The organism is Paenibacillus sp. 481 (genome assembly GCF_021223605.1).
GTDB lineage: Bacteria > Bacillota > Bacilli > Paenibacillales > Paenibacillaceae > Paenibacillus_B.
Window position 1 is genome coordinate 383362 of the sequence record NZ_CP075175.1, and the last position, 14192, is coordinate 397553.

Below are 14192 nucleotides of genomic sequence, written 5' to 3' on the forward strand. Positions count from 1 at the left end.
AAGATGACACGACGAACGATGTCACATATTCGTTTATTCAATTAATTAAAGATGGACTGTGTTTGCAACAATGCACCTGGCATCCAATTCGGATCTAGAAAATCATCTAAATGACTACATTGAACAAGGCGTTCAATTCGCACGGTTTGTTGGTCAACATGCTGGACAAGCAACGTTCGGCCCTGCCATTTCATTTCTGTAAATTCAGGCTGCTTGTCAAAACCATTTAGTACTTGCTCTAGTGGTAATATGGTGTAAAGTGTCATCGTTGTCCCCCTCCTGGCCCACCTTGAGGAGGTATATTATTCAGATTATTATTCATATTGTTAAGATGTGAGTTCGGTATGTTAGATTGCACCTGTTGATTGGCTTGCGGTGGCTGCAAACCTACCACTTGGGCAGAAGATGGTGCTGCATTACGCTGCCGCTTGTCATCTATGAGTCGATTTAATTGGTTCAACGCGGTTGTGATCCCACCGATTTCGTCAATAAGTCCATAGCGAACAGCATCCGCACCAATCACAGTTGTACCTATATCACGTGTAAGCTCGCCCGTTTTAAACATTAGCTCTTTAAATTGCTCCTCGGTTACTTTCGAATGCGAAGTCACAAATCGAGTAACGCGTTCTTGCATTTTATCTAAATATTCAAACGTCTGTGGAACACCAATCACAAGCCCTGTTAAGCGGATAGGATGAATAGTCATCGTCGCTGTCTCCGCAATCATGGATACGTTTGCAGAAACAGCAATCGGAACCCCTATGCTGTGCCCACCTCCAAGCACAAGTGCAACTGTAGGTTTTGACATCGATGCGATTATTTCTGCTATGGCAAGTCCCGCTTCTACATCACCGCCAACTGTGTTTAAAAGAACGAGCACACCTTCGATTTTACTGTTCTGCTCTGCAGCAACAAGTTGTGGAATGACATGCTCGTATTTCGTTGTCTTGTTCTGCGGAGGCAACACGATGTGGCCTTCGATTTGACCGATGATATTGAGACAATAAATATTGGACTCACCTGTAGAAGGCACTGAAGCGGTTCCAAGTTGCTGAATCGTTTCAACGCTCGGTGGCCCTTTAGGCACATTAACTTCTGGTTGGGGTGTTTCATTGTTTAACTGTGCTAAGTCCCATGGCACGCCGTTCATTTGTGGCACAACCTATCCCTCCATTCTGTACCGATACCCTCATAGGTTGTGCACTTCACAAATAGTTATGCTGGAAACACCCTCATTTCAACGTTTCAAAATATAATCATTTCACCTTAATTCTCCAGAACATACATACTATATTCTTAAAAAGAAAAAAGCCCCTTGCTGTGGGTGCAGCAAGAGGCGAGTTCAATTCATCGTGACTGTAGCGCGACCTTAGGTCACACTTCCATTATTATAGGCAATATCATCGGACGGCGGCGCGTCTGCTCATATAAGAAGCGACCAAGCGCATCTTTAACGTGCGTCTTAAGCGACGCCCATTCGTTAACGTTTTCGTTCATAAGGCGGTGCAGCGTTGATGTTACGATACGATTCGCTTCATCAAGCAATCCTTCCGACTCACGAACATAAACGAAACCGCGCGAGATAATGTCCGGACCTGACAAGATCGTCCCGTCTTGCTTACTAAGCGTGACGACGACGACCAAAATGCCGTCTTGCGACAACAATTTGCGGTCGCGCAGTACGATGTTGCCCACATCGCCGACACCAAGTCCGTCAATAAGCACATAACCTGACGGTACTTTAGAGCCGCGGCGTGCAACACCGTTCTGAATCTCAACTGTGTCACCGATATCAGTGATAAAGATCTGCTCACGATCCATGCCGATGGACTCAGCCAATTGTGCATGGTGACGTAGCATACGATATTCCCCGTGGATGGGAATAAAGTACTTTGGTTTCATCAAGTTGAGCATGAGTTTCAACTCTTCTTGACTACCGTGACCAGATACGTGAACTTTAGAATGTCCACCACCATAAATGACGTTAGCTCCTAGACGGAACAATTCGTCGATCGTACGGCCAACATATTTTTCATTGCCTGGGATTGGCGTCGCAGCGATCACGACCGTATCACCTGGCAAAATATCGACTTTGCGATGTGTAGAGCGTGCCATCCGCGTCAATGCGGACATTGGCTCACCTTGGCTGCCAGTAGACAAAATAACGACACGATCAGCTGCCATTTTGTTAACTTCTTCAGGTTCAATCAACATGCCATCTGGGATATGCAAATATCCCAATTCAGAAGCGATAGTGACGACGTTCACCATGCTTCTACCAATGACAGTTAGTTTACGATTTGTAACGTGCGCTGCTTCAATGACTTGTTGAATGCGGTGAATATTTGAAGCAAACGTAGCAACGACAACGCGCTGCTGGGCCTTACGGAAAATATCTTTAAGTTCTTCGCCCACAATGCTCTCCGACTGTGTAAAGCCAGGACGTTCTGCGTTTGTACTATCCGAGAGTAAGGCTAATACACCTTTTTGCCCAATTTCAGCCATCCGATGTAAATCCGCATATTGCGCATTCACTGGCGTTTGGTCAAATTTAAAGTCCCCCGTATGAACGACGCATCCTTCCGGTGTTTCCAAGCAAATGCCGACCGAATCCGGAATGGAGTGGTTCGTTTTAAAGAACGTTGAGCGGATCGATCCAAGTTGGATATCTGAATCCGCATGAATAAGTATACGTTTTGTTTCGCCGAGCAAATTAGCTTCGCGCAGCTTGCTTTCAACTAGCCCGAGCGTCAATCGCGTGCCATAAATCGGAACATTCAAATGTCTCAATACATACGGCAATCCGCCAATATGATCTTCGTGTCCATGTGTAAGTAAAATACCGCGAACTTTATCGCGATTTTCTGTCAAGTATGAAATATCCGGAATGACTATATCAATTCCGAGCATATCTTCTTCCGGAAACTTCAATCCTGCGTCTACGACGACGATGTCATTTCCGTATTGGACGACGTACATGTTTTTTCCGATTTCACCGACGCCGCCCAATGCGAAGATAAGCAATTTATCAGCGTTGTTTTTCTTCGACAAGTGGATCTTTACCTCCTATATTCAGTTGGCCGTCGCACCAATGAACTTCCTGTTTTTTTAAAAAATACCGCACCCAGTCACTTGATAATCATTATACATGAACAAATGTAAAAAAAACAAGTCAGCGTTTCGATAGGCATAGTGTCCCCGAAATGCAAAAAACCGATGCCTCAATATCGGGCATCGGTTTCATAACGAATACAATATGCGTTAACTATGAGTAACAAGCTGCTTAATAAAAGCGGCTTCGCTTTCAGAAGCGGACACAAGTGGCAAGCGGACGCCGCCTACTTGGAAACCGCGTAATTCTAACGCAAATTTCACAGCAACGGGGTTAGGAACAGGATGCGGACACTCAAATAGCCCTTTAAATACAGGATAAAGCTCATGATGAATCCGAGTGGCTTCACTATGCTTACCTGTCAAAAAGGCATTGATCATCGTCTTCATCCGATCACCAACAAGATGACTTGCAACGCTAACAACTCCATAACCACCCACTGCAAGCAATGGCAAAGTTACTGGATCGTCGCCACTGTACACTTTAAACCCTTCTGGGGCACCCGCAACAAGCAGCGTCATTTGCTCTAATGACACACATTCTTTAACAGCTACAATATTCGGAATTTGCGCCAACCGAAGCGTAGTATCTACCGTTAAGCTTGCTACAGTACGTCCTGGAACGTTGTACAGTATAACAGGCACTGTCGTTGATTCCGCAATCGCTTTGAAGTGCTGATAAAGCCCTTCTTGATTCGGCTTATTGTAATAAGGGACAACAAGAAGCACACCATCAACACCCGCTTCTTCAGCAAGCTTGGTCAAATGAATAGAGTGAGCTGTGTTATTGCTACCAGTACCTGCAATAATCCGGCAACGACCCTGAGCAGTCTTCACGGCAAAACGGAATAATTCTACTTTCTCTTCATCCGATAACGTCGGTGACTCTCCAGTCGTGCCAGCAATCACGATTGCATCATTTTGTTGTTGTTCAATTAAGTAGTGAATAAGACGTTCTGTCTCAGACCAATTAATTTGTTGGTTGTCATCAAACGGCGTTACCATCGCCGTAATTAATCTACCGAAATCCATGCCAAAATCCTCCTCACGCACCTACGGCGTGCAAGCCGGATGTTCAAACTGTCGGATGGTTTATCGATGGAGTTCGAACTTGGCATGCAGCGCACGTAAGGCGCGTACCATATCTTCTTTTCGCACAAGTACCCAAATGGTCGTGTTTGAATCGGCAGATTGCAAAATTTGCACCTCTTGCTCCGTGAGCGCTTCAACGATTCGTGCCATAATACCTGGCACTCCGTTAATGCCGCCACCAATAACCGACACTTTTGCACAACCTGATAACGACTTAGGTGCAAAGCCCATCTGCTCCAATACAGTCAACGCTTTTGGCGCGTCTGAATCAAACACCGTATAAACCGCGCCTGATGGGGTTACATTAATAAAGTCTACGCTAATTGAGTTCTGGGCCATCGCTTTGAACACTTTTAATTGCAAATCATAAGCACCGTTTTGTGACTCAACGGTTATTTGAGTGACATTGCTGACGTAAGCAATTCCTGTAACAAAGCGATCAACAATGTTCGCCTGCATGTCTTTGAATCCTTCTGGATTCGTTACAAGCGTGCCTTCTTCATCGGAGAACGTTGAGCGAACGCGTACCGGAACTTGAGCCTGCATCGCAATTTCAACTGCGCGTGGATGAATGACTTTAGCACCTTGATGCGCCATATTACATATTTCAGCGTAACTGACAACAGTCAACGGCTTTGCGTCTTCAACTAGACGTGGGTCAGCTGTTAAAATGCCGTTAACATCGGTATAAATATCAACGATTTCGGCTCTTAAAGCCGCACCAAGCGCCGTAGCCGAAGTATCACTGCCGCCACGTCCTAATGTTGTAAAGTCACCTTGCTCAGAAACACCTTGGAATCCGGTTACAATGACAACTTGATGATCATTCCACGCAGCATGAACACGGTCTGGACGTACATCCAAAATGCGTGCGTTTCCGTAATGTGAGTCTGTTCGGAAGCCAGCTTGGGCTCCAGTAAGAACAGTTGCTTTAATCTGTTCGGATTGCAGCAAACTGCATAACGTTGTAGCTGAAATAATTTCACCGCAGCACAGTAGTAAATCCTTCTCCCGTGCTGGTAAGCTGTCACCATTCTCTCCAACCCAGTCCAATAAGGTATCCGTTGCATACGGCTCCCCACGTCGACCCATAGCCGAAACAACGACAGCTAACTTGTAACCCGCTTCCAATTCACGTCGAATATGATTAATAACTTGCGCTCTGGCTTCTGATGTAGATAGAGAAGTTCCACCAAACTTCTGTACTAATATACGCATGAAAATTCCTCCAACCTTGAAGACTGACTGCCAGACAATGATTGTTGCCTAGACAAAAAAGGCAGGAGCGACCCTGCCGTTACTGTTGCTCCGAAGCGATATATTCAGCAATCTGTACCGCGTTCCAAGCAGCGCCTTTCAAGAGGTTGTCAGATACGATCCACATATTTAAAGCTCGTGGGTGATCCAAATCACGACGAAGACGGCCAACAAACACGTCAGGTTTACCTGCTGCATCAGTAGCTAATGGATATTGCTGTGTCTCTGGATCATCAACAAGCGTAACTCCAGGAGCATTAGCTAGCAATGCACGGACGTCCTCAAGTTGGAAATCATCTTTGAATTCCACATAAACAGACTCCGAATGTCCATACACAACCGGAATACGCACACACGTTGCTGTGACTTGAATATCCTCATCACCCATAATTTTTTTCGTTTCACGAATCATTTTCATCTCTTCTAAAGTAAAGCCATTATCTTGGAACTTATCGATCTGCGGGATTGCATTGAATGCGATTTGATGCTTAACTGGCAACGACGACACAGGAAGCACATCAGGCTCCACTACACGACCTTCCAACGCATCCTTAGTTTGGCGCAACATCTCATCTATCGCTCGGGCTCCAGCACCGGATACCGCTTGGTACGTAGAAACAATAATTCGGGAAATGCCATAACGATCATAAAGCGGCTTCAATGCAGCAACTAATTGGATCGTAGAGCAATTTGGGTTCGCTATAATGCCTTGATGCTCACGAATTTTGTCCGCATTCACTTCAGGTACGACTAACGGAGCGTTCGGATCCATTCGGAAAGCACTCGTATTGTCAATACATACAGCTCCACGCTCAGCGGCTACTGGAGCCAACGCTTTGCTCACATCGCCTCCCGCACTAAACAACGCAATATCAATGCCGTCAAAGCTCTCGGGAGTTGCTTCTTCAACTGTAACTTCTGTACCGTTAAACGATAGCTTCGTACCTGCGGAACGTGCAGAAGACAACAACTTCAATTGATTAATAGGGAATTTGCGTTGCTCTAATAACTTAATAATTTGTTCTCCTACTGCGCCTGTTGCACCAACGACGGCTACGTTAAACCGCTTTTGATTCGTCATCTGTCTCTCTCCCCTTCTTACCGATATCCGCGTAACCTGCATTATTTTCTTTAATTATATTGATAGCGTTCGATGATCAGCGGCTGAATTTGCTTGCCTTCTAGCGCTGCAGCGCACGCTTCAAGAACTAGATCCATACGTGCCACAAGGGAGTTCGGTTTTTGCACAGGATTGTCTTGACCAAATGGCACAAAATATATGTTCTTTGCAACTAACAATTTTGCAATATTCGCAGCATTCAGTCCAAGACCGTCGTTCGTTGATATCGCGAGCACAAGCGGACGCTGATTGCGCATTTGTGCTTTGGCTGCCATCAAAACTGGACTGTCTGTCATCGCATTAGCAAGCCTGCTCGTTGTATTCCCCGTACAAGGCGCGATGAGCATCACATCCAACAACTTACTCGGTCCTAGTGGCTCGGCTTCAACAATTGTAGAAATAATATCATTCCCAGTAATTTCTTTCAACTGCTTTTGCCAATTTGCCGACGTTCCGAAACGAGTATCTGTCGTCATGACCGTATGTGACGCAATTGGAATGACTTTAGCACCAGCGTCAACAAAGCGCTGAATTTGCGGCATCACTTCCGCATACGTGCAATGTGAACCGGTTAAAGCATAGCCGACCGTTATTCCTTCAAAATTCATTGCCCATTCCCCCGATTCCGCGTAAATTCAAGCAATAGCTGACTAATGCTCTGCGCAAGAATACGACCGGCAGTCTTCGGTGCAACGATTCCAGGTAATCCTGGAGCCAGCATCGCTTTAATTCCACGCTTCTCTGCAAAGCGGAAATCAATCCCGCCAGGGAATGACGCAAGGTCGATTAATACCGCACGGTTAGGCATTTGGGCAATGACTTGTGCTGTGACTATCATAGTCGGAATCGTATTAAAAAGCAAGTCGATATTTGTCACATACTGAGCCAAATCCGTTACGTAGAACGGCTTAAACCCCATCTCCGTCGCTCTTGCAAAATGCTCATTTCTTCGTACGCCAATACGCACATTAGCTCCTAAGCCGAATAAGGTACGCGCTAGTGTAAACCCTGTGCGACCCATCCCAAGAACAAGGCACTCTGATCCGTGTAAAGTGATGTCTGTATGCTGAATGGCCATCATAACGGCGCCTTCCGCAGTCGGTATCGAATTGTATATGGCCACATCGTCGCGATCAAACAACTCAACAAGCGTAATCCGATGTTTGTCGCACAATTTGCTTAAATATGGCTTTGCCATCCCTGTAAACAAAACACAGTGTGAAGACAGCGCAGCCATATGCTCTTCGGTTAGCATCAGCTCATCAGATGTAAATATAGCGTGTATCCGACCTTTATCGTCCGTACCGACAGCTGGCAGAACAAGGGCGTCGGCTTGCTGAAGCAGCTCTGGCGTTAATGATTGACGTTGAACGCCATGGAACGGATTTTGCAACTGATCGAAGCCAACCAATGTAACGGTTGAGTCTAGTTCCGACAACTTTTGAATGATTTCAAGCTGCCTCGCGTCACCGCCCAGGAACACGACTTGAACACCGGTTAACATAATAGCCGTTCACTCCTTTCTAAATCCACACATACGCATACCACATCTTATGCATGTGCCCAGAAAGGGTGCCATAAAGACAACACCGATTATTCGTTACGGTCACACTTGCCTTGCTAGCTACATAAAAAGCGCGTGGTTTCCCCAGAGGGAAACCGCGCGCTACTACTTGCTATCATTAATTCGAACTTACATCCTGCGTTTATGGCCGACAAATAATGAATAATTATTTCGTTCCCGTATGTCCGAATCCGCCTGCGCCCCGCTCTGTGTCCGACAATTCGGTCACTTGGCCTAGGCTTACGCGTGGTACGACTTGAAACACCATTTGCGCTATACGCTCGTTGCGCGTAATCGTGAACGGCGCTTGTCCTAGATTGGCAAGCAGCACTTTCACTTCGCCACGATAATCCGCATCGATCGTGCCTGGAGAATTCAAGCATGTAATGCCATGCTTGTATGCCAAGCCGCTGCGTGGACGAATCTGAGCTTCCAGCTCAGGTGGCATTGCCATCGCGAAGCCTGTCGGCACAAGCATGCGCTGTCCTGGCTCTATCGTAAGTGGCTCTTCAACAGCTGCATACAGGTCAAATCCCGCTGCAAGCTCGGACATTTTTTGCGGCAACATAATATCTTCGTTACCTGGTAATTTTTTAATTTCTACATTATAACTTGGTTGTGACAAGTTGATCCCTCCTGAAAGCCGTAATCGCACGATCATTTCCGCCCACCATCGAGGCCGCAAACGGCTTCGACAAGATGTGTCTGATCACGTCTGTTACGTCGTCCATAGACACTTGTTCAATACGTGCGATTATTTCATCTAGTGTGTAGTGCTTGCCTAACATCAGTTCGTTTTTACCAAGACGAGTCATTCTACTACTTGTGCTTTCCAAGCTTAAGATTAGACTGCCTTTAAGCTGTTCTTTCCCTTTGTGCAATTCGTCTGCGCTCAACCCTTTAGCCGCTAAGTCACTTAAGACGTTTAACGTAAGATCAAGCACTTCCTCTGTTTGTTTAGGGGCTGTTCCCGCGTAAATCGTAAACAGTCCGCTATCCGCATGCGACGAATGGTAAGAGTATACGGAATAAGCAAGGCCGCGCTTTTCCCGAATTTCTTGGAATAAGCGTGAACTCATCCCACCGCCAATGACATTGTTGAGCAAAATCATGGCATACAACTTCGAGTCCGAAATCGAATAGCCTGGCAAACTGAGGCAAATATGATTCTGTTCGGTTTGCTTATTGTGGTAGATCAATTCACTTTGGAACGCAGGTGCCTCGACGGAAAATTCTGTTCCTTCGATGTTAAATCCACCAAAATGCTGCTCTAGCAGTTCCATGATCGAATCGTCGAAGTTACCCGCAACCGCTATAACCGTATTCGCAATGGTATAGTGCTCGTTCATATATTGACGAAGATGGTCTGGCCCCATCGGCATCAAACGTTCCTTCGTTCCCAAAATCGGATAAGCGAGAGAATGTTGCCCGTATGCGGCACGCGTGACAAGATCATGTACCGTATCATCCGGCGCATCTTCGTACATCGCGATTTCTTCCAAAATAACATTTTTTTCTTTTGCTAATTCTTCTGCGTTCATGTTGGAGCGGAAAAACATATCTGCAAGCACATCGACCGCAATCGGCAAGTGCTCATCTAATACTTTTGCATAGTAGCACGTATATTCTTTAGACGTAAAAGCGTTAACATTGCCTCCGATCGCGTCAAACGACTCTGCAATAGCTTTAGCATCATAACGCTCTGTTCCTTTGAACAGCATATGTTCGATAAAATGTGAAATCCCGTTCGTCGCTATATCCTCATTACGCGAGCCTGTCTTTACCCAAATGCCGAACGATACAGAACGACAGGTCGGTATTTTTTCCAATACAACTCTAAGGCCGTTTCGTAACTGCACACTGTTCACCTGGTGTCCTCCTCATCCGAATTGTTTCATTAGAATGCGCAATTTCAATATCGCTCTCCATATGTTTCATGCCTATATAATCCTACCAAAAATATTAACGTGGCTCAACTAATGGTGCTCGACGTTCTGATAACGTCTCGCTAACCGTGCCTAATTGTAGCTTTTTACTTGTAATGACATCGATCATATCGCTCAAAGCTCGGCTCGAAGCGGATGTCGGATGCATCAATATAAGCATTCCAGCTTCCACCTTTGGTCGCAGTCTGCGTACGATCTGAGCAGGTTCAGGCTTTTTCCAATCGATCGTATCAAAAGTCCACAATACGGTCTTTAAATTAAGCTCATGTGCAATCTTTACTGTTGTTTGATTAAATGCACCTGAAGGTGGCGCAAACCAGCGGTTAATTACTCCTAACGATTCAGACAGCAATTTTTTCGTGCGCTCGATTTCTCGACGTTGCAATCCCGCGCTAAGCTCATTCATTTTCGGATGTGTATAGGCGTGATTTTCCAATTCATGACCTTGTGACTGTATACGCTTCGCCGCTACTTTGTTTTTAGCTAACCATGATCCATCAAAAAAGAACGTAGCTTTAACCCGCTTCTTATTCAGCACTTCCAAAATCGGATCAATAAACTCGTTTCCCCATGCTACATTTATCATCAGTGCAGCCATCGGTTTGTTAGGGTTCCCGCGATAAATTGGCTCTGCCGCTATCTCACTTAATGTGATCTCCGGTTCGATTTCTCGAAACACCCATTCCAACTTAGACTGCTTATCTTTATCTTTATTTACTGCATACGTCTGCTCTAAATCAACCTCTAGGCCATTGTATCCGGGAATCGCTCGCCACACTCTATCGATACGAGCATTTATCGGAGCCACATAAAATTGCTTGGACTCTTGCATGATGCGCTGCGCAAGCGGATCTTGCTGCATGACTTCCCACTCATCGTGTCGAAATGCATCGTGCATGACAAATGACGCTTTGCGCTCTTTTAAAAAGTCGCCCACTCCCGTCACATTCATGGTGACGATTACGCCCGTAAAAGTAGCAACTATAATGAGCCATTTCCAAGCTACTCGCTTCATGGCGTTCATCCCTTCCAAAGATTGTCCTTTTGATTGTATGCCGATATGGCAAATCGTATGCGGACAAGATACAAAGTTCAGACGCTGCTCTACTTATGAATAACATAATACATTGATGAAAATGCAAAAAAAGAGCCAGAACAGTCTGCCTCTTTCCTTGATTCATGAACGGTGCGCCTAAGGGAGAAGTAGGTCTAAACCTGAACAAAGTGTGCACATGCAGCACTTCATCCTTCTCTGGCGCATCGTTGTCATTATTCATCTATTTCTACATCCTAATGCACAGTTGCGTGTTAGGATTGTGGTCTGCTTGGACGTGGTGGACGTGATCCACCTTGTCCACCTTGACGTGGACGATCACTGCGCGGGCGCTCACGATACTCACGCTCACCGCTTGGTGCTGCCGCAGTTGCTCCATCAGTCGCAACCGGCTCAAGCAATGCTTTATGGGACAAGTTAATACGGCCTTGTTGGTCAATTTCAACCACTTTAACCTGAAGTTTGTCGCCAATCGCAATAACATCTTCGCAACGAGCTACACGCTCATTAGACAATTGCGAAATGTGCACAAGACCTTCTTTGTTCGGTAAAATCTCAACGAAAGCACCGAATTTCTCGATACGCTTAACCGTACCTTCATATTCTTCACCGACCATCACTTCACGTACGATGCCTTCGATAAGTTCGCGAGCACGTTCGTTAGATTGTTGATTCGTTGAAGCAATGAAGATGCGTCCATCTTGCTCGATGTCAATTTTAACGCCAGTTTCTTCGATGATTTTGTTAACGACTTTACCACCAGCGCCGATAACGTCACGAATTTTATCCGGGTTAATTTGCATGATAACAATTTTAGGCGCATAAGGAGACAACGTTTCGCGTGGCTTTTGAATAACTTCGAGCATTTTGCCCAAAATATGCAATCGACCTTCACGAGCTTGCTCTAACGCTTGTGACAAGATCGCACGATCAATACCGTTGATTTTGATATCCATTTGGATAGCTGTTACGCCTTCTGCTGTTCCCGCAACTTTAAAGTCCATATCGCCAAGGTGGTCTTCCATGCCTTGAATATCGGACAAGATTGAGAAATGATCGCCGTCTTTGATCAAGCCCATTGCAATACCTGCAACTGGTGCTTTAATCGGTACACCTGCATCCATCATTGCAAGTGTGCTTGCGCAAATACTTGCTTGGGACGTTGAACCATTCGACTCGATACATTCAGACACGAGACGAATCGTATAAGGGAATTCTGTCTCGGAAGGAATAACTTTCGAAAGTGCACGTTCTCCTAGCGCACCGTGACCAATTTCACGACGACCAGGCGCACGCAATGGACGAGCTTCACCTACAGAGAATGGAGGGAAGTTGTAATGGTGCATAAAGCGTTTGGAATCTTCGGTGCCGATTCCGTCCAAAATTTGCACATCACCAAGCGCACCTAACGTACAAACGCTGAGCGCTTGTGTTTGACCGCGTGTGAATAATCCGGAACCGTGTGTACGTGGCAATAAGCTCGTATCACAATCGATTGGACGAATTTCTTCAAGCTGACGTCCATCTGGACGCACTTTGTCATGTGTAATTAAGCGACGAACTTCTTCTTTAACGATGTCATACAGCACTTCTTTTACGTCGTCCATTTTGTCCAGTGTCTCTATGTACAACTGTTCAAAATGAGCTACTGCATCAGCATTCACTGCATCAATAGCATCTTGACGTGCATGTTTTTCTTGAATGCGAATCGCTTCGACCAAGCGTGCTTGCGCAAATGCACGAACTTCTGCATTTACTTCTGTGTCAACAGCGTGCAGATTCACTTCCATTTTAGCTTTGCCAGCTAGTTCAACAAACTGCTCAATCACAGCGACGATTTTCTTAATCTCGTCGTGACCAAACATAATAGCTTCAAGCATAACTTCTTCAGGAAGTTCATTTGCTTCTGCTTCTACCATCATGATGGCATCTTTCGTACCTGCAACAACGAGTACAAGATCGCTAAGCGCCTCTTGCTCAACTGTCGGGTTCGTAATGAATTGTCCGTCAATACGACCTACACGCACGCCACCGATAGGACCATTAAAAGGTACGTCGGAAATGGAAAGCGAAGCGGACGTCCCGATCATCGCTGCAATGTCAGGTGGGCAATCTTGATCAACACTCATAACCAAATCAACGATTTGAATGTCGTTACGGAAGCCATCTGGGAACAATGGACGAATCGGACGATCGATAAGTCGGCTTGCTAATATAGCTTTCTCACTAGGTCGGCCTTCACGTTTAATAAAGCCACCTGGAATTTTACCAACGGAATATAAACGTTCTTCATAGTTAACGGTAAGCGGGAAAAAGTCTAAATCTTTCGGCTCCTTCGACGCCGTAACGGTACAAAGTACGACCGTATCGCCGTAACGAACCGTCACCGCTGCATTCGCCTGTTTAGCCAAACGGCCTGTTTCCAAGATGAGCGGTCTTCCACCAAGTTCCATCTCGATGCGGTTCATCGGATCCCTCCTTATTAAGCTGCATAATATATTTTCGCTACTAATCCCAGTATTTCCTGCAATGACGATAAACTATCATCGATCCATACGTTGGGATAAATTTGTGTGCACAATAGGATGTAATGGCTCCTACTTTTCCAGATGCATAAAAAGCAACCCGGTTGCATGCTGCCATATCAGGCGGCGATGAACAACCAGGCTGCTTTGGTTGGATCTATTAACGGCGAAGACCAAGCTTCTCGATCAATGCGCTGTAACGTTTAACATCATTCTTTTTCAAGTATGCCAACAATTTACGGCGTTGACCTACCATTTTCATCAAACCACGACGGGAATGATGGTCTTTCTTGTGTGTACGGAAATGCTCCGTCAAGTTCTTAATGTTCTGAGTAAGGATAGCGACTTGTACTTCCGGAGATCCTGTGTCGGAAGCGTGAGTCTTGTGCTCGTCGATAAGCTGTTGCTTACGCTCTTGTGTCAATGCCATCCTATTCACCTCCAAATCGAATGTTATTTATATTATCGCCATTAGCCTCGAAACCGATGGTGAGATCGTGTAACCAAGCGATGGACGAGTGTC

General features: G+C 45.6%; 13 protein-coding genes. All 13 read right to left on the reverse strand.

Features of this window, described 5'->3' with window-relative positions; genetic code table 11:
- Positions 1-41: 41 nt before the first annotated feature.
- The 13 genes from KIK04_RS01540 to rpsO all read right to left on the reverse strand — a co-directional run bounded on the left by KIK04_RS01540 (position 42) and on the right by rpsO (position 14099).
- Entirely contained in the window at positions 42-266 is a 225-nt protein-coding gene (locus tag KIK04_RS01540) for a YlzJ-like family protein (protein ID WP_232276597.1), read from the reverse strand.
- Positions 263-1150 carry a ClpP family protease gene (locus tag KIK04_RS01545; protein WP_232278549.1) on the reverse strand — a complete coding sequence of 296 codons (888 nt, stop codon included), beginning with the start codon at positions 1148-1150 and terminating at the stop codon, positions 263-265. The genes KIK04_RS01540 and KIK04_RS01545 overlap by 4 nt, the downstream gene beginning before the upstream one ends.
- A 224-nt stretch (positions 1151-1374) precedes the next feature.
- A complete protein-coding gene (locus tag KIK04_RS01550) occupies positions 1375-3051 on the reverse strand; it encodes a ribonuclease J (RefSeq protein WP_232276598.1) in 1677 nt (558 codons plus the stop codon).
- Positions 3052-3261: 210 nt separating this feature from the next.
- Complete coding sequence (dapA, locus tag KIK04_RS01555; protein ID WP_232276599.1) at positions 3262-4143, reverse strand: 4-hydroxy-tetrahydrodipicolinate synthase; 882 nt, start codon at positions 4141-4143, stop codon at positions 3262-3264.
- Between the two features lie 60 nt (positions 4144-4203).
- Complete coding sequence (gene dapG / locus KIK04_RS01560) at positions 4204-5421, reverse strand: aspartate kinase (RefSeq protein ID WP_232276600.1); 1218 nt, start codon at positions 5419-5421, stop codon at positions 4204-4206.
- A 79-nt stretch (positions 5422-5500) separates the two neighbouring features.
- Complete coding sequence (locus tag KIK04_RS01565; RefSeq protein ID WP_232276601.1) at positions 5501-6541, reverse strand: aspartate-semialdehyde dehydrogenase; 1041 nt, start codon at positions 6539-6541, stop codon at positions 5501-5503.
- Positions 6542-6591: 50 nt separating this feature from the next.
- Complete coding sequence (locus KIK04_RS01570; protein ID WP_232276602.1) at positions 6592-7188, reverse strand: dipicolinate synthase subunit B; 597 nt, start codon at positions 7186-7188, stop codon at positions 6592-6594.
- A complete protein-coding gene (gene dpsA, locus KIK04_RS01575) occupies positions 7185-8084 on the reverse strand; it encodes a dipicolinate synthase subunit DpsA (protein ID WP_232276603.1) in 900 nt (299 codons plus the stop codon). The genes KIK04_RS01570 and dpsA overlap by 4 nt, the downstream gene beginning before the upstream one ends.
- Positions 8085-8310: 226 nt before the next feature.
- Complete coding sequence (gene dut, locus KIK04_RS01580; protein WP_269670988.1) at positions 8311-8769, reverse strand: dUTP diphosphatase; 459 nt, start codon at positions 8767-8769, stop codon at positions 8311-8313.
- Entirely contained in the window at positions 8750-10012 is a 1263-nt protein-coding gene (locus KIK04_RS01585) for a M16 family metallopeptidase (protein WP_232276604.1), read from the reverse strand. Before KIK04_RS01585 ends, dut begins: the two co-directional genes overlap by 20 nt.
- A 94-nt stretch (positions 10013-10106) precedes the next feature.
- Entirely contained in the window at positions 10107-11105 is a 999-nt protein-coding gene (locus KIK04_RS01590; RefSeq protein WP_232276605.1) for a polysaccharide deacetylase family protein, read from the reverse strand.
- A gap of 293 nt (positions 11106-11398) precedes the next feature.
- The gene (gene pnp, locus KIK04_RS01595) at positions 11399-13612 is read right to left on the reverse strand and encodes a polyribonucleotide nucleotidyltransferase (RefSeq protein WP_232276606.1); all 2214 of its coding nucleotides are present in this window, start codon (positions 13610-13612) and stop codon (positions 11399-11401) included.
- Positions 13613-13829: 217 nt separating this feature from the next.
- Entirely contained in the window at positions 13830-14099 is a 270-nt protein-coding gene (rpsO, locus tag KIK04_RS01600) for a 30S ribosomal protein S15 (protein ID WP_232276607.1), read from the reverse strand.
- Between the last annotated feature and the right edge of the window lie 93 nt (positions 14100-14192).